Origin of the sequence: Streptomyces sp. T12, assembly GCF_028736035.1 — a bacterium.
Taxonomy (GTDB): Bacteria; Actinomycetota; Actinomycetes; order Streptomycetales; family Streptomycetaceae; genus Streptomyces.
Window position 1 is genome coordinate 3,179,861 of the sequence record NZ_CP117866.1, and the last position, 16,471, is coordinate 3,196,331.

Below are 16,471 nucleotides of genomic sequence, written 5' to 3' on the forward strand. Positions count from 1 at the left end.
TCCCGCGCCGCGATCAGGTGGCCCGAAGGATGAGTGCGGCGTTGGCTCCGCCGAAGCCGCTCGCTGTGGTCAGCACGGTGTGCAGGCGCGCCGGTCTGGCGGCCTTGCGGACGATGTCGAGGTCGATGGCGTCGTCCTGGTTGTCGAGGTTGGCTGTGGGTGGGATGGCCTGATGCCTGAGGGTCAGCAGGGCGCCGGCGGCCTGGATGGCGGCTGCTGCCCCCAGGGCGTGTCCGAGCGATCCTTTCAGGGCTGTGACGGGCGGGGGTGCGGCGGAGAAGATGCGGTTCAGCGCGTGGGCTTCGGCGACGTCTCCGGCTGGGGTGGAGGTTGCATGGGCACTGACATGATCGATGTCGGCAGGTGTCATGTCCGCATCGGTCAGGGCTGACTTGACGGCCTGCCGCAGGCCGCGCCCCTCGGGGTGAGGGTTGACAGGGTGGTGGGCGTCGGCAGAGGCGCCGTATCCGGCGACGACGCCGTGGAGGGTTGCACCGCGGGCGCGGGCGTGGTCACCGCGTTCGAGGACCAGGACGGCCGCGCCTTCACCCAGGACGAAGCCGTCGCGGTCGCGATCGAAGGGGCGGGAGGCCCCGGACGGATCGTGCCGGCGGGTGGACAGGGCACCCAGGCGGGCGAAGCTGATGGCGCCGAGGGGGGAGCGGCCGGATTCCGCACCGCCGGCCAGCACGATGTCGCAGGTCCCGGAGCGGATGAGGTCGCGGGCGATGCCGATGGCGTGAGCGCCTGAGGCACAGGCGCTGGCGACAGTGAAGTTGGGACCCCGGTAGTCGAGGTGGGCTGCTACTTCTCCGGCTGCCATGCTGGGCACGCTGCGTGGCAGAGCCAGTGGGGACACCAGGTGGTGTTCACCGGCCTGAAGGAGCTCGAAGACCCTTCCGTATCCAATAAGGCTGTTGGAGCCGACGCCGAGGACGACACCGATGCGGGTGGGTTCGGCGGATCCGGGTGCGAGGCCGGCGTCCTGAGCGGCCTCCTGAGCGGCGGCGAGCGCGAAGTGGATGAAGGCGTCGGTGCGCCGCACCGTTCGCCGCGGTAGGTGATCGCAGGCGTCGAATTCCAGAACGGGGCAGGAGAGGTCCACAGGCAGCCCCGTCAGCAGCGGATCGTGGGCCGTGGCGAAGGACTGTCCTGAACACAGGCCCTGCCAGGTCGAGTCGGTGCCGGTGCCCGCCGGGGTGACCAGTCCGATTCCAGTGACGGCGATATCGCAGGTCACTGCACCGCCACCGAAGGGACGGCAGCGGCGGTCGAGGACTGCTCGGCCACTACGGCTACGAAGTCGGCGATCGTGCTCTCCGGCGTGAGGTTCAGGTTGTCTGCCACGTCGACTTGGTGGCGCTCAGCGAGGACGACGGCGAATTCGACCAGGAGCAGGGAGTCCATTTCTACGTCCAGCAGGGTGGTCTGCGGGGTGATTTCGTCCTCGTCAATTCCCGTGATTTCAGCGAGAATCGAGACGACGTTGTCATGCGTGAGCGGCATGGGTGTTCTCCGGGGCGGGTCGGGCATGGGCGGCGAGGCATGAGCATGGCTCGCTGTGGCGTACACAGCGTGCGTACAGGCGGTGGCGTTTGTGGACTGTGGCTCCCGCGAAGGCCAGCGGCCGGTTGGCAGCCTTGTTGTCTTCCAGGACCCAGGACACGTCGACCTCGCTCCAGCTGCGCATGCGGGCGCCGGCCAGGGCGTCGGCGACCAGGGCGAGAGAGGCTCCTCTGGCGCGGCTGTCTTCGGAGGCGCCCATGGCCATCAGACGGCCGCGGTTGATGGAGCGCCGGCTCTGCCACACGCGCCAGGCCCCGATCGGCCAGCCATAGCGGGTCAGGTGGCCTTGAGCGGGGGCCAGTGCCTGGTTGAAGTCGGGCAGCATGATGCTGAAGCCGAGGGGGGTTCCCTCATGCTCGACGATGCGGACACTGGTGGGAGCGAGCCGCCGGATCTGCCTGGCCAGGTAGGTGAACTCCGCGTCGGTGGCTGGTGCGAAGCCCCAGTTGTCCTGCCAACAGTCGTGATACAGCTTCCGCACAAGAGCAACTTCGCTGCGGAAGCGATGCCAGTTGGCCGGCCGCACCGTCAGACCGTGCTTGCGCCGCAGCGCGTCACCATGAGCAGCCAACTGGGCGACCCTGTGGCTGGTCGGCGACAGCCGCCAAGACAGCAGTTCCTTGACCGGGGTGAAGCCGCCCGCTGTGAACAGGTCCGCGTAGTAGGGAGGGTTGTAGGGCATACCGACGCGGGGGGCGTCGTCGAAGCCGTCGACGAGCAGTCCGCACTCGTGATGCATATTGGGGTTCATCGGGCCCAGCACCGTGCACATTCCCCGCTGCCGCAGCCAGTCCACTGCCTGTTCCCACAGGGCGCATGCTGCGCCGGCATCGTCGATGCACTCGAAGAAGCCGACCTGGCCCTGGCCGGCCGACCCGTCAGGGCCGATGATGGCCGCGACCCGCCCCACGGGCGTCCGGCCGCGGCGGGCCAGGAAGTAGCCGATGCCGCTCTGGCGCAGGTAGGGGTTACGCCGCGGGTTGAGGAACTGACGCCGCTCCACTTCCAGCGGGGCAACCCAGTGCGGATGCGCCTGGTACAGCTGGTAGGGCAGCCTGATGAAGTCATCCAGGTCGGCGCGGCTGCGGACCATCACGATGTCGGCAGCGCCTTGCGGCGGCCGGGGCGCGCTCATCAGGCGGGACACGGGATCGGTTCCGCTGCCACGCCAGTCGTGTCGCCGGCCGGCAAAAGTTGGCCCACGACCTCCAGAATGCGGTCGATATGCGCTTCGGTGTGGGCGGCGGTGACGGCCAGGCGCAGCAGGGACGTTCCCGGCGGCACAGCCGGCGGCATGAACGGCGCAGCGAACACACCGGCCTCCAGCATCGCCCGCCATGTGTGCAGGCATTGGTCGGCGTCGCCAGCCGGGAGTGTGACGATGGGGCTGGCCCAGGTGGGACGGGCGTACCCCAGCTCGGCCAGTCCGTCGTGCAGACGGTCCGCCAGTTGGGCCAGTACGGCGCGCCGTTCGGGCTCGTCCCGGATGATGCGCAGCGCGGTGAGCGCCGCTGCGGCGGTCGGTGGCGGCATGGACGCCGAATAGATGGTGGCCTGCCCGAACGCGCGGCAGTGCTCGATGAGTTCGGTGCTTCCGGCGATGAATCCGCCACCGGCACCGAACGCCTTGGAGAAGGTCCCGGACAGTACGTCGATGTCCTGCTCGCAGCCGAGGTGCTCACCGGCTCCGCGCCCCGATGGGCCCAGGATCCCGATGTCGTGCGCCCCGTCGACGATGAGCGTGGCCGCATGACGTCCGGCAAGATCGGCGATCTCCGGCAGTACGGCCAGCTCCCCGCCCAGCGAGAACGCTCCCTCGGTCAGAACCACCGGCAACAGGCCCTGTCCCGACGCTTCTTCCAGCAGCCGGGCCAGGTGGCGGGGCGTGTTGTGCCGGAACCGGCGGTTCTTGGCGGCTCCCAGCCGCACCGCATCGACGAGAGAGGCATGGATGTGCCGGTCGGAGATGACCGCACGGTCCTCGCTGAACAGACAGGCCAAGGTGAGATTGGCCTGGAATCCCGTCGTGGCCAGCAGCACTGCCGGCCGGTGCAGGAAGTCGGCGAGTTCCTCCGCAAGTTGCGCGTGCACCGACCAGGTTCCGATCACCACGGGTGAGCCGGAGCAGGAGGCGCCCAGCTCGCGCGCTGCGCCCGCTGCCGCCTCGCGTACCCGCGGATCCGCCGCCAGGCCCAGATAGTCACCGGAGGCCGCGTTGACCGCCCGCATGCCCTCGACGAAGACTTCTCCCGGAGCCGGCTGCCCGGTGATCCGGCGGTAGAACGGATAACTGCCGGTTTCCCGGGCCCTGTTGATGGCGGCCCAGGTAGCGGCCGCTCCACTCACATCTGACATCGCTTACCTGCCCTGTCACAGCATGACTCCAAGATCGCGGCAACCGTAGCCCATTGGAGTCATGTGATGACAAGCTGTAATTGTGAGTGTCTCCTATCCGGAGATCCGACACTCAACGCAAGGGTGCACGAGGTCCCTTGACCGCATCTGATCAGCGGAAACCGCCCCGGTACCGAGGGCCGTACCTTGCACCGGCCCCTGCCCGGACGCTGCGCGGAGGGCCCTCTTTCCCCGCACAGCTATCACCCGTTCGGGCCACATCGCTGGTCGCCCGCCGATCTCACACCCATGTGGCGGCCCGACCTCTTCTGAGGGCTGTGCAGAAAGTGACCCGCGGGTACCTCGTCTTCGCTGCCACGGCGGTGGTCTGGGGCCGCGAGGCCGTACCGCACGCCGCGGGGCTGACGAGGGCCTGCGCGGCCGTGGCCGGCTTCGTCCTCGCCTGCGCCGTGGCACACCGCCGCCGGGCACCGCCGGCCCTGCATGGCCGCCTGCTCGACGACGTCATGCCGGCCTGGGAACAACAACTGTTCGGCGCCCATCCCAACCTCCTGCTCGGCGGCCTCGCCTCCAGGCCCCTCACCGAGGTGCTGAGCCTCAGCTACAGCTCCTCCTACCTGTACTTCGTGCTGCCCCCGGCCTACTTCCTCGCCGAAGGTCCAGCCCCTCAAGGCGCAGCTGATGGCGAGTTCCGACCCCGCCCGGCACCTGTTTTCCCCTCTCATGTCGCAGGCGCCTGGGCAGCGGCACCCGCGGGAATGGCCACCGCCGCGCTGGCCCTCGCCCTCACCAGCCGGTTCACCGACACCGCGGCATCGGCCGACCGCCGTCGCGGTGGTCAGTGAGCCGCGGACGCCTCTGCGGAGTTCTCGGCAACCGCGTCCGGTTCGCGGTTCGGATCACGCGCTTCGGGCGTGGCAGGTCGTTTGAGGCATGCCGGGGCCCACCAGTTGGCCCGCCCGGTCAGCTGCATGAAGGCCGGCACCAGGATGCCGCGCACGAGCGTGGCATCGACAAGGACCGCCACTCCGAGCCCCATGCCCATCATCTTCAGTGTCGTGATGGCGGAACTCGCCAGTGCGGCCATGCTGATGGCGAAGACCCCGGCGGCCACGGTGATGAGCCGGCCCGTGCGGGCGATGCCCTCGACGATCGCCTCCTGGTGATCACCACAGGCGTCGTAGTGCTCCTTGATCCGGGCAAGCAGAAAGACCTCGTAGTCCAGCGACAGCGCGAACGCGATCGCACACAGCAGCGGCGGAATCGTCATGTCCAGGAAGCCCGTGGCCGTGAAGTCGCCTACCAGCCACCGCAGATGGCCCTCCTGGAAGATGTAGACCATGCTCCCCAGGCTGGCCGTCAGGCTCAGCGCGGCCATGGCGACGGCCTTCAGCGGAATCAGCACCGACCTGGTGTACAGCAGCAGCGCGGCGAGTGTCGTGGCCGACATCAGCAGTACGGCCCACGGCACCCCATCAGCGAGAGCCGCCTTCGAATCAACATGACGGGCGGGCGAACCCCCCACCCAGCGCGGTCCGGGCGCAGGAAGCTCCCGCACCCGCTCCACCAGGCGTGCGGCCGCCACGGACCGCGGATCCAGCCCCGTGGATGCCTTCAACCACACTGCCGTCGTCCTATCCGAAACCGCTTTGACGACCGCGGTGCGATGACGGTCGTGGTAGCGGCCCTTCGGGGCGCTGACCTGAACAACGCCCGGCAGCGCACTGATACGCCGCGCGTACTGGTCGACCTCCCGGTCGCCGGGCACCGGGGTCAGTACGACGATGAGATCGCGGTCGGGCTGGGCAGGGAAATCAGCGCGGAGGCGTTCGGCGAACTCCCGGGCCTGCGAACCGGCGGGGAGCGCACGTTCGTCAGCGAACCCCCACTGGGTTTGGCCGAACGGCCACACCAGCGCGGCCATCAGCACCGCGCAACAGGCCGCCCACGGCCACGGCGCCCGGGTCACCCACCGGGCGAGCCGCCGCCAGGCCGGACTCGACGCCGCCCGGCGGTGCCCGATCCGGGACCCCAGCATCGTCAGCAGCGCCGGCAGCAGGACGACGCTCGCCGTCGCCGCCAGCAGCACCACCGCGATCCCCGCCACGGCCGTCGACCGCAGCCACGGGAACGGGAACACCCACAGCGCGGAGAACGCCAGGGCCACGACGCCGGCCGAGACGAGCACGCTGCGACCCGCGGTCCGGGCCGCCTTGACCGCGGCATCCGGCACAGCCAGCCCTCGCGCGCCTTCCTCACGGAAGCGAGTCACCACCAGCAGGGCATAGTCCACTGCCAGCCCGAAGCCCAGGGCAGTCGCGATGTTCAGCGAGAGCGCCGACACTTCCATCACACCACCCAGCAGGCGCAGGAACGCCCATGCTCCCGCCACCGCCAACGCCCCCACCAGCAGTGGAAACAGTGCCGCCAGCAGTGACCCGAAAGCGAAGGCCAAGCACACGAACACCACCGGGGCGGCCGCCAATTCGGCCCACACAAGGTCCCGTTCGCCCTGCTCGGCTGCCTTGATGTCGACCCACACCCGACCGCCGGGCGACACCCGCAGCGCGCCCTGCCGACCCGTCACCCGAGGCACAATCCGCGACGCGGCCCCCGCCTGCGCCGCCTCATCCCCCTCCAGTGCGACACCGATGAGCGCCGACCGCCCATCGTTCGCCCGCAGGGCAGGCGAACGCGACGTCCAGTACGCCTCCACCGCGGCCACTCCCGGTTGAGCAGCAACCCGCCGTGCCAGCGCCACCCCGTCCGAACGCGCCCGTGCCGAGTCGACCGAGTCCTTCGACCTGACCCGTAGCACCAGCCCCGGGTCAGCGCCCATGAACTTCCGCAACAGTCCATCAGCATGCGCGGACTCCGTTCCCACGGAGTTGTATCCCCCCATCGACAGGGAAGCCGTGGTACCGAGCACCGCCACGCACACCACAGCCGCAGCGCAGAGCACCGCCGCCCACACTGTGCACCCGGGATTCCTGACACTGCGACAGGCCAGCCAGTACAGCCATCCGCACCCGTCTGCACCCACGCCCACCTCCGGTCGGCCCGGCATCGCTCCGCTGCGACTCGGCACACAACCGTCCCGCGGCCCGCTGGCATCACGGTCATCACACCCAGAACTGAAGGTCACAGAAGTCCCCCCGCGCCGCACACAAGGCCATGCACCGAAACAGACAGATCGGTCGTACTTCCGGGGGCGGCACGAGCGGCAATCGGAGTGATCAAAACGGCGGCCGCATCGCCAACGGCGCGAGGGAGACACACGAGCGGGATTCCTCTCGAAGATCACGGACAAGTCGGCGATCTTCGTATCGGGCACCGTCTCCGCCCGTACGAGGTTTGGCCGTGCACTCACCCTCCCGGGCGGCAAATCACATGATCGGCAGGGAGGGTTCCACCAGCATGACCGTGGAAGCCGTAGAAGGTCAGCGACGAGCTCTGGGCTCTGATCGAACCAATGCTGCCGAAGCATGAGCGGCGATTCCGGTTCCGGTGTCCAGTGCGAGTACCTGGCGCAGCCCGAGTGTGGACGTGGCTTCGCTGTCGGGCGCGAGTTGCCCGCAGATGATGCGCAGCGTCGTCTTGTCAGCCCCAGATCTGGTCCGGCCAGGTGCACCGATCTACTGATCATCGTCACCCGCTGCCCAACGACTGCGCGATTGCCACGCCACTGGGGCTGCACAGCACACTCGGCAGCAGAACCCATGGGCAGGCCGACAACATGATCGACGGTTTACCTCTTCAAGGTGACCCGTCGTAGATGCCCTTGTCGCACGGCACGTGATCATGCGCATCCTGGCCGCCTGACATCCGGGGAAGCCCCTGAGTTGTTCCGCGACCCATTTCTCATAGGAGTTGGCGACATGGTCAGCCATCGGCCCAGGAAGGCGACGGCCGTGATCGGCGCATGCACAGCGATCACCGCCGCACTATCGGGCGTGTTCCAGGCACCAGGTGCGAGCGCGGACGCACCGTCGTACGACAGTGGAAGCCAGCCGGTATACGCCGTCGCCCACCGCGTGCTCACCTCAGAAGGGGTGGTCAACGCGCTGGCGCACGGTGCGAACGCTCTCGAAGTGGACGCAACCGCGTGGACCGACGGCGGCTGGTACGCCGATCACGACGGGACCATCACCAGCCGCGGCGACACGCTGGAAGAGGTATTCGACCAGGTCACGACAGAGCGAGCCCGGGGCGCACGCATCAACTTCGTGTGGCTGGACATCAAGAACCCCGACTTCTGCGGCGGCAGTTCCCCGCAACGGACCCACTGTTCGGTGGCGGGTCTAAGGGACCTGGCACGCAGGAAACTTGAGAACCGAGGGGTTCGCGTCTTGTACGGCTTCTCCACGTCGAGCGTGGGAGGTGTCGGCTGGAAGGCCGTGAACGACGGGCTGAAAGCCAAGGAAGGCGTTGCCATCAGCGGCAACTATGACGACGTGCGGACGGCCTTCGCCAGACTCGGCACCAACATCCCGCGCAGCCAGCGCGTCATGGACAACGGCCTGTTCGACCCCAATCTGAACTTCGCGTCGATCGGCCGGCAGCTCCGTCTCGGGGCTCAGGCACGCGAGCGCGGCGAACTCGCCGGCGTCTTCGGGTGGACCATCAGCGGTTCAGTGGGCCACACAGGGGCCGCACAGGTAGATGCCTATCTCGGCTCCCGCGGCTCTGGCGCAGACGGCTTGATCTACGGGCACTCAACCCGTTGCTATCCCGACGGTGTTCCCGCTCCAGAGGGGTGCGGGAAGGACGACTCTGCCGCGGAGAGGTCCCTGCGCTACATCACCGACTGGGTACAGGCCCACAGCACCACCCAGCATCTCGCCACCAACGGCGACATTCCCTTCGGATACTGACCACTCCTCCCGTGGCGGTCGGCTGAGGCATGCCTCCGAGCAGAACTTCGTCGCGACCCGTACACCACATGGCGTAGGCCTCGCGGCCGTCCCGTCCTCATGTGGGCGCTCATCCGTGAACTGGTCCTTGACCTGGTGATCCGTGCCGTTTTCGGACCGAACCCGGACCTCTTGGCCGCTCGCGCCTCGGTACTCACCGGGACACTCTGACAGGCAGCGAGCAACCCCCTTCCACTGAACCCCTGGACCCGGCGCCTTCCGGGCAGCTCCTACGGCAACGTCCTTCGCACCCGAAGCCAACTGGTGGATTGCATCCTGAGTGCCGTTCGCATGCGCTCCCAGGCTGGCGGAGGGGACGGGCTGCTGGGTGACCTGACGCGGGCCCGCACCGAGGACGAACTCGTCAACAGGAACACGGCCGACAGCAAGAGCGGACACCGATGCCTTGCCGGACCTGGTGGTCCAGGATCGCCCAAGACGAGGGCAAGCAGCACCGGCGGCGGTCGGTGGACGGCACATGGGACCGCGCTTCTACGCTCCCACGGCACGTAGGGACGAAACCGCAGGTCACAGCCGCGCGAGCATCATGCTGGACGCACACGAAGCGGAGTTCGCTGCACCACCGCGCAACCCTCGCTGCACGCCACGCACCCACGAAACGGCGTTTTCGCAGGCCAGAAGGTTTCTGCTCGCGTAGCGAGTGGTGGGGCGGGTGGGACTCGAACCTATTTTGGTGATGCGTCTCACCTGCGACGCTGCAGCAGGAACGGATATATCCGTCTGTTTCCATTCGGCTGCATCCTCCTCGATCCTGCTCGATCGGGCACCGTTAGGCGTTCGCCACACCGCTTCCTTGCCGCCCCTACGGGACCGGGAGGCACGCGGTGACCCTCGCGACTGTCCCAGGGCTACTGGAACGCCCTTGCTCTGCGACGAGGCGTCGCGGCCTATGGCGCACAAATACACCCCGCCGCCGCGATTACGTTCCGTAACTGGTGAGGTCGCTACGGGCCACCGCTGCCGCCGTCCCGCATGACGATCGCGTTGCCCTCGCCGCTGCGCAGGTAGTTGACGCTCGGGCCCGGTCCCTGCGCCACGCCGTCCGCCCGGACCTCCCGGAGAGGTTCTCGGTCATGGCCGGTCACCCGAGTTTCGGGGACCTAGGAAGGGCACACCATCGGTCCCGTTCGTGACACTCGCACTACCCCCGTGCCCCACGACGATCGCACTCTCGTCCCCACTGCGCAGGTTGCCAGCGGAGGGCCCGGTCCCCGGTGTGTGGCCCGGCGCGGTCTCCTCCGGATCCGGCTCCAGGTCCAGCTGCCGTGTGTCCGCGCCCTGGTCCCAGACCCAGGCCTCCCCCCGGCGTTCCTTCTCCTCGACGCTCACGCGCCGGAAATTCCTCCGCCGGGATGCCGGTGTATGCCTCCTGTACGACCTTGTGGAAGACGGTCGCCGACACCGCGACGGCCAGACAGGCGTACGGCGCCCGGGCCAGGGCGGTGCGCAGGGGTACGCAGTCGAGGATGCGGCTGGTCTCGACCGGGGCCCGCTCGACGAAGCCGTTGGCGCCCAGCGCGGCCGAGCCGAGTGGACGGCCGCGCGCAGACGGAGCCAAGGCCGCTGGCCCTGGCCGACGTTGAAGGCGCGCAGGCCGGCGTCCAGGGCGCGCATGAAGTCGTCGACCAAGGCGGGCTCGGAGGCGTCCGCGGGCAGAACAGCGAACAGCGAGTCACCACCCTCCTGCGTCACCCATGCCTCGCGGTCCAGTCCGGCCGTGGCGGCCGCCGAATCCAGCAACGCCACAATCACTTCCTGGAACTGCCGCTGCGTTTCCGCGTCGACTCCGCCGTAACCCTTGGCATCTACCGTCTGCAGCGGCCTGCGCCCGAACGCCCTTACGGCGCCCGGCTCGTCCACGCCGGGCCGCCCGGATGAGGCAGCCGAACGCTGGGAGGAACGGCCCGCCCGTACCTTGACTTGCTCCAGACGGGGAATCAGGAGATGTCCCGTCCGGCTTCCTGGAGGCGACGAGCGAGCTCGTCACTTTCGTTGCCGTCCACTCATGCCTCCTTAGTTCCGTAGTCGTCGGCCATCAGACCGGCCAGGGCCCGGCGGGCATCGTGCAGCTGTGACTTGAAGACCATCGAGTATCAAAACGAGGGATGGTCCCGCTTCGCCCCCGGGGATCATCCCTGCGGACACGGGGAGCACCGGGCGACCTGGGCGGACAGCCGTACGGCGGCGGGACCATCCCCCGCAGGCGCGCAGGGAGCAGGGACCCGGAGATGCCCCCGGCGTTCGGGGGGGGCGGGACCATCCCCGCGGGTGCGGGGAGCACACTTCGCGACCTGCTGCTTTAAGGGTGGCAGGCCAGATCCTCTGGCACTTGTACAGGTTCCGGCATTTCACACAGATCCGCCATCTCGGACCTCAGCCCCTGAAGCGGCGGCGTTTGGCGGCGTGCTCCAGCCGGTTTTGGGAGCGGTGTTGGTGGGCTGGGTGTTGGCGTTCGGGCGGCGGATGAGGGTCAGTCCCTCGTGGTCGACCGGGTGCCAGCTGTGGTCGTGCGTGCGAAAGGTGAAGCCCTGTTCATTGTTCGTGGTGTGGGCGAGGAGGGCGCGGCCCTGTCCCGCGTATTGCTGGACTTCGTTCCAGAGGGCGTCTCGGATGCGGGCTGAGGGGTTGCCGATGAAGACGCCCGCGGAGATTTCGAGGAGCCAGCGGGTGAGGAACCCGCGTAGTCCGGGCGGGCAGTTGGTGAGGACGATTACGGTCACCAGAGCACCGCTTCCTCGTCGTCTCCGTCCGCGTAGTTGTGTCCGGAGGCGACGTGTTGGCCTCGGTCGCTGTGGAGCGTGACGCGGTCCCGTTCGTCTGCCGGGTGGTCGCCCGGGCCCGTGGCGCCGGGCATGACGAGGTCTTTGATGTCGTCGACGCAGCGGTCCAGCAAGGATGTTGCGTTGATGCGGTCGCGCAGGGCGCGGCGGGTGCGGGCGCCGACGTCCTGTTCGTCTTCCGCAGCGATGTCGAAGGCGAGGGGGATTCCGATCTCGGGATGGTCCCCGGGGGCTGACGCCGTGGGCGATGGGGTCGGTGTGCTCCCCGCACCCGCGGGGATGGTCCCAGCGACCGGTGGGGGGCTTGCGCGGAAGTATGGCGCCGCAGGTCAGCACGTGTTGCGGAGCGCCCTCGAGAACGCGGTGGGCGCAACCTGGGAACGTGTATCCCCGCAGTGGCACAGGTCTGGAGAAGTCATCGCTTGGCGGCGCGAGGCCGTTGTGTGTTCGGGATGGCCGACACCGGTTCAGGCGGTGGTGGGTGAGCCAGTGTGCAGCGGCCGGTACACGGTGGTAATGGGGGCGAGGGGGAGGTCAGGACGCATGCGGGTGCGGGGGAAGAAGCGGGGCTGGCGGGTGAAGGTGACACCCTCGATCGCGCCGTTCTTGTACACGGGCCCGACGAGCCGGTCAGCCGCATCGCGGACCCCGATGCACACGCCCGGCTTCCAGTGAGCTCGCCGCCAGGTGCCGGTGGTGAGCGGTGTGCCCGTGTCGGTGGGCTCGGCACGCTCGGGTGGGGGCTCATCTGGTGGCGGGGTGAAGTCGAGGACGCGAACGTGGTGCCAGCCGCCGCCCTGGCCAGCCTCGCTGCGGACCGCACGGGCGAGGGCACTGCGTGAGCCGGGTCGGCTGCCGGGACCAGGGTCGGGAAGTGTGGGCGGCTGCAGCCAGCGGGCGAAGGCGAGTTGAGCCGCGTAGCCGTACAGAACACAGCCGCCAGCGTGGTCGCCGTAGGCGGCGTGCTGCAACATCCACAAGCGGCGGCCGGAGCCGTCCAGGGCGGTGAGCAGGAGGAAGCCGGCCGTGGTGTCGAGGGAGCCGTCGTCGCTGGCGGCGAGCAGACCACCGAGGATCGCTGGCTCGTGTCCGGCACACTGGCCGGCCTCGATGAGTTGGGCGAGCTCGGTGTCGTCGGCTTCCGCGGCTGCCAGGGTGACGGGCTCGTGGACAACGAGCGACCACGGCGCGGGCAATCGCAGCGCGGTGAGCGTCTCGGCGTCCAAGGGCGAGGCGGTGACCACGTCCAGGGCGAGGCTGGCAGGGATCATGTGGGCGGCGGAGAGGTAGGCGGCGGTCCCGGTCAATGCGCGCACCAGCCGTTCGATCCGCACCTGTTTGCCGCTGTAGTCGCTGGTGCGGAAGTCCTTGGGGGTGAGTAGGCCGGAGCGCAGCGCGCCGACGTCGGCCGGGACCAGGCCGACCAAGTCCTCGGGCATGCTGCGGCGGATGCGTGCGTAGCGGCCCTCTCGCTGCCAGTCCTTGATCCGAGTGCGCAGCGCGGCCGCAGCGATGTCGAGGACTTCTCCGTTGTGCGTGCCGACGGCGAGACAGATCTTCGTCTCGTGCGGCAACTCGTTCCACACGATGTTGTGATCGGCTGCGAGTTTGTCAGCCGCCCCGCACTCTGCGACCACTCGCTTCCACATCGTCCCCAGGCGCGCGTGCCACGGTCCGGGCTCGGCGCCGAGGAGGGAGTTCTTCCACGCATTGGGCCTCATGTCTGAGATCCGGTAGCGGCCGGTCCTGATCCTCAACCAGGCGCTGGAGGACGACAAGGTGGTCCTCTTCGAGGGCGGCCAGGGCACCCTCCTCGACATCGACCACGGCACGTACCCCTTCGTCACCTCCTCGAACCCGACCGCGGGCGGCGCCTGCACGGGTGCGGGCGTGGGCCCGACGAAGATCAGCCGCGTGATCGGCATCCTCAAGGCGTACACGACCCGCGTCGGCGCCGGCCCGTTCCCGACCGAGCTCTTCGACGAGGACGGCGCTGCGCTGCGCCGCATCGGTGGCGAGCGGGGCGTGACGACCGGCCGTGACCGCCGCTGCGGCTGGTTCGACGCGGTGATCGCCCGGTACGCGACCCGTGTGAACGGCCTGACCGACTTCTTCCTCACCAAGCTGGACGTCCTGACCGGCTGGGAGCAGATCCCGGTCTGCGTGGCGTACGAGATCGACGGCAAGCGCGTCGAGGAGCTCCCGTACTCCCAGACCGACTTCCACCACGCGAAGCCGGTCTACGAGATGCTGCCGGGCTGGAGCGAGGACATCAGCAAGGCCAAGTCCTTCTCCGACCTGCCGAAGAACGCCCAGGCATACGTCAAGGCGCTGGAGGAGATGTCCGGCGCGCCGATCTCCGCGATCGGCGTGGGGCCGGGCCGGGACGAGACGATCGAGATCAACTCGTTCCTGCAGGCCGCGAATACCTGTTCCCCGCCGGAAGCCCTCCGGCGGGGAGTATGCATATAAGCGTTTGAGTGACTTATCGAGATTTTACGTCCCATGCGCGGTAGGACTCACTTCGCATCGCACCCCCCAGTCGAAGAGGAGAACCTTCGTGCGTCGTGTCCTCAAGCTCCTGACCATGACGTTCCTCACGCTCGCCCTCGGCGTCTCGCCCGCCCTCGCGGACAGCCCGCATTTCATCGGGTCCCCGACGTGCACCCCCAAGGCGATCACGCAAAGTGGTGCGTCCATCACGTGCAGCGGCAAGGCGGCCGGCCTGGGAACGGGTCCTGCCGCGGCCTTTGTGACGGCCGATCAGGTCCGCGTCCAGTACATCTGCGTCAACAGGGGCGGGAACACTGCCCCGGGTCACCCGGCCTTCTTCGGCCCTGTGACGGGCGCGACCCAGAACATCAACCCCCGTGCGGGGCAGATCACGTTCAGCGTGTCGCTCAACACGCCCCCGAACCCTCCGGCGAGTCAGGTGTGTCCCAACGGCAACTGGCGGGTGCAGGTCGTCTCGGCGACCTTCGTCAATGTCGTGCTGCACGTCCAGCAGCCGGCCGGCAACGACATCCTTACCTGGTTCTTCCATGACATCGACCCGTCGTAATCCGCGGGTTGCGTCCGTGCAGGTGTGAGTGAGAAGCACCCGGCCAGGTATCGGCCGGGTGTTCTGCAGTGGGTGTCCCTGCTCAGGAGCCCTTATGCCCGTCAGTCCCATGAACCGCCGGGAGTTCATGCACAAGTCGGCGGCATCGACGCCGTCAGCCAGGTGAACGCCGGCCAGGGGACGCCGTTGCCTCGCAGCCGCGTCGGCATCGCGCTGGCGCGGCTCGGGGAATGCCTCGCTAAGTAGGGCCTGGACACTCACATCAGGTGAACGATCCCCCCCTCAGGTCACTCGCAGATCCGTTTCTACTTCGCGAAGGACGGGCGGCACATACGGGACCCCCAGCAGCGGCAGGCCGCGAGGAGTTCCGTACACAGTTTCGCGCAAGGCCCACCGGTGGGCCGCGGTCGCGGGCAGGCCGTGCTCCCCGCACCCGCGGGGATGGTCCCCACTCCCAGACCACCCACACCATCGAACGCGCGTGCTCCCCTGGCTGTCTTCACAAGCTTGGGCTCTGGCTCAGCTTCTGTGGCCAGTGGCAGAGAGCTACTGGGCTCGGCCCACCTGTTCAATCACATCACGGTTGCCCAGGCGGTTAGCGTGTCCGGATGCCATCTGTGAACCTGCGTCACTCGGTACGCGCGATCATCCTCGACGAGGACGACCGCATCCTTCTCTGTCGGTTCACGATTCCAGAGCCGGCGGGAACGGTGGTGTGGGCAACTCCGGGCGGAGGGATCGAACAGGACGAGACGCCACTTGCCGCATTGCGTCGCGAACTGCGGGAAGAGGTGGGCCTCGCTGTCAGGACCGATCCCCCGCACGTGTGGCACCAGGAAGTGGTGGCGCCTGGGCACGCAGCTGGCTACGACGGCGTCGTCAATGACTACTTCCTCGTGCGCACTGCGGGGTTCAACCCGCGCGGGACGCTGTCCGATGACGAGCTCGCCGCGGAGAACATCAGCGGGCTGGAGTGGTGGCACCCGCAGGAAGTCGCCAGTTATGACGGTCCGGACTTGTTTTCCCCCCGCGACCTTGCGACTCCTTTGACGACGTTGATCACCTCTGGTGTTCCAGCCGGACCTGTGCTGCTCGGCCTCTGAGTAGACAGCCCGCGTCATGGCGCGAGCAGGACTCGTTTTCGCAGGAGGGCGAAGCCCGCGCGGCCGAACATCTGGCGCTTGAGGATCTTGATCCGGTTGACCTGGCCTTCGACGGGGCCCGAGTTCCAGGGCAGGGTGAGGCCCGCGATGACGGCGTCACGGTCGCGGTCGATGCCTGCGGCGAGGGTGTGGAGGCTGGGCAGGTCGTCCGGTCGGACGGCGTCGAGCCAGTCCGGCAGGCGCTCACCCTGGCGCTCGGTGAGCATGGTCGCGAAGGAGCGGACATGGCGGGTGAGGGAGTCCAGTTCGGGGCAGTGGGCCCGGATGGTCTTGAGGCGGAGCTGGTCGGTCTCGGCGAGGTTTCCGGGCGACAGAGGATCCATCCGGCGACGGCCCGGGGCGAGGGCGGCCGTGCGGTCATGGGCCGCGGTGAGGGGCGCTTCTGGTGCAGGTCGGCGCGAACGCGCTGGTAGCTGCACTTGTAGCCGAGCGGGACGATTTCCTCCCAGAGTTTCCAGGCGTTGGTGCACCCCTCGCTCCAGCGGTCGTCGAGGTAGGTCTTGTACTCGTCCAGGACGGACGACCGGGTCTGCCACTGACCGGTAAAGAGGTCTTCGGGCTTGGCAGCCTCGGCGTACCGCTTGACGGTGCGGCTGGTCATGTGGAGCTGCC

The 16,471-nt window shown here is 68.4% G+C and carries 12 protein-coding genes and 3 pseudogenes; 6 read left to right on the forward strand and 9 right to left on the reverse strand.

Features of this window, described 5'->3' with window-relative positions; translation table 11 throughout:
* Positions 1-13: 13 nt before the first annotated feature.
* Genes PBV52_RS14145 through PBV52_RS14160 form a run of 4 tightly spaced genes read right to left on the reverse strand, consistent with a single transcriptional unit; the run spans position 14 to position 3,921 of the window.
* On the reverse strand, positions 14-1,240 hold the full coding sequence (locus tag PBV52_RS14145) for a beta-ketoacyl synthase (protein ID WP_274238704.1): 1,227 nt from the start codon (positions 1,238-1,240) through the stop codon (positions 14-16).
* Complete coding sequence (locus PBV52_RS14150) at positions 1,237-1,506, reverse strand: acyl carrier protein (protein ID WP_274238705.1); 270 nt, start codon at positions 1,504-1,506, stop codon at positions 1,237-1,239. The genes PBV52_RS14145 and PBV52_RS14150 overlap by 4 nt, the downstream gene beginning before the upstream one ends.
* A complete protein-coding gene (locus PBV52_RS14155; protein ID WP_274238706.1) occupies positions 1,490-2,713 on the reverse strand; it encodes a hypothetical protein in 1,224 nt (407 codons plus the stop codon). Before PBV52_RS14155 ends, PBV52_RS14150 begins: the two co-directional genes overlap by 17 nt.
* Complete coding sequence (locus tag PBV52_RS14160; protein ID WP_274238707.1) at positions 2,701-3,921, reverse strand: pyridoxal phosphate-dependent aminotransferase family protein; 1,221 nt, start codon at positions 3,919-3,921, stop codon at positions 2,701-2,703. The genes PBV52_RS14155 and PBV52_RS14160 overlap by 13 nt, the downstream gene beginning before the upstream one ends.
* Positions 3,922-4,238: 317 nt before the next feature.
* On the opposite strand from PBV52_RS14160, the gene PBV52_RS14165 reads away from it, so the two are divergent.
* A complete protein-coding gene (locus PBV52_RS14165; RefSeq protein ID WP_274238708.1) occupies positions 4,239-4,766 on the forward strand; it encodes a hypothetical protein in 528 nt (175 codons plus the stop codon).
* Here the strand turns inward: PBV52_RS14165 and PBV52_RS14170 are convergent.
* The gene (locus PBV52_RS14170) at positions 4,760-6,637 is read right to left on the reverse strand and encodes an MMPL family transporter (protein ID WP_373921862.1); all 1,878 of its coding nucleotides are present in this window, start codon (positions 6,635-6,637) and stop codon (positions 4,760-4,762) included. The genes PBV52_RS14165 and PBV52_RS14170 overlap by 7 nt on opposite strands.
* Before the next feature lie 1,162 nt (positions 6,638-7,799).
* On the opposite strand from PBV52_RS14170, the gene PBV52_RS14175 reads away from it, so the two are divergent.
* Positions 7,800-8,795 (forward strand): phospholipase, encoded by a 996-nt coding sequence (locus PBV52_RS14175; RefSeq protein ID WP_274238710.1) that lies wholly within the window; start codon positions 7,800-7,802, stop codon positions 8,793-8,795.
* A gap of 1,590 nt (positions 8,796-10,385) precedes the next feature.
* The gene (locus PBV52_RS14180) at positions 10,386-10,733 is read left to right on the forward strand and encodes a hypothetical protein (protein WP_274238711.1); all 348 of its coding nucleotides are present in this window, start codon (positions 10,386-10,388) and stop codon (positions 10,731-10,733) included.
* Between the two features lie 495 nt (positions 10,734-11,228).
* Here the strand turns inward: PBV52_RS14180 and cas2e are convergent.
* From cas2e to PBV52_RS14195, 3 genes and pseudogenes are all read right to left on the reverse strand, one after another.
* Positions 11,229-11,575: pseudogene (gene cas2e, locus PBV52_RS14185) on the reverse strand (type I-E CRISPR-associated endoribonuclease Cas2e).
* Positions 11,572-11,850: pseudogene (locus PBV52_RS14190) on the reverse strand (type I-E CRISPR-associated endonuclease Cas1); the annotation flags it as partial. The pseudogenes PBV52_RS14190 and cas2e, both read right to left, overlap by 4 nt.
* Positions 11,851-12,102: 252 nt before the next feature.
* The gene (locus PBV52_RS14195; protein WP_274238712.1) at positions 12,103-13,356 is read right to left on the reverse strand and encodes a hypothetical protein; all 1,254 of its coding nucleotides are present in this window, start codon (positions 13,354-13,356) and stop codon (positions 12,103-12,105) included.
* Positions 13,357-13,378: 22 nt separating this feature from the next.
* Between PBV52_RS14195 and PBV52_RS14200 the strand changes: the two are divergent.
* The 3 genes and pseudogenes from PBV52_RS14200 to PBV52_RS14210 all read left to right on the forward strand — a co-directional run.
* Positions 13,379-14,107: pseudogene (locus PBV52_RS14200) on the forward strand (adenylosuccinate synthetase); the annotation flags it as partial.
* Between the two features lie 88 nt (positions 14,108-14,195).
* A complete protein-coding gene (locus tag PBV52_RS14205; RefSeq protein WP_274238713.1) occupies positions 14,196-14,696 on the forward strand; it encodes a hypothetical protein in 501 nt (166 codons plus the stop codon).
* 608 nt (positions 14,697-15,304) lie between these two features.
* Entirely contained in the window at positions 15,305-15,799 is a 495-nt protein-coding gene (locus tag PBV52_RS14210) for an NUDIX hydrolase (RefSeq protein ID WP_274238714.1), read from the forward strand.
* 14 nt (positions 15,800-15,813) lie between these two features.
* Here the strand turns inward: PBV52_RS14210 and PBV52_RS14215 are convergent, their stop codons facing one another.
* On the reverse strand, positions 15,814-16,182 hold the full coding sequence (locus tag PBV52_RS14215; RefSeq protein ID WP_274238715.1) for a transposase: 369 nt from the start codon (positions 16,180-16,182) through the stop codon (positions 15,814-15,816).
* Positions 16,183-16,471 lie beyond the last annotated feature (289 nt).

Excerpts from the sequence above, each read along its gene's own strand:
- PBV52_RS14150 (WP_274238705.1), bottom strand. The coding sequence starts at position 1,506 with ATGCCGCTCACGCATGACAACGTCGTCTCGATTCTCGCTGAAATCACG.
- PBV52_RS14160 (WP_274238707.1), bottom strand. The coding sequence starts at position 3,921 with ATGTCAGATGTGAGTGGAGCGGCCGCTACCTGGGCCGCCATCAACAGG.
- PBV52_RS14175 (WP_274238710.1), top strand. The coding sequence starts at position 7,800 with ATGGTCAGCCATCGGCCCAGGAAGGCGACGGCCGTGATCGGCGCATGC.
- PBV52_RS14195 (WP_274238712.1), bottom strand. The coding sequence starts at position 13,356 with ATGAGGCCCAATGCGTGGAAGAACTCCCTCCTCGGCGCCGAGCCCGGA.
- PBV52_RS14210 (WP_274238714.1), top strand. The coding sequence starts at position 15,305 with ATGCCATCTGTGAACCTGCGTCACTCGGTACGCGCGATCATCCTCGAC.
- PBV52_RS14215 (WP_274238715.1), bottom strand. The coding sequence starts at position 16,182 with ATGGATCCTCTGTCGCCCGGAAACCTCGCCGAGACCGACCAGCTCCGC.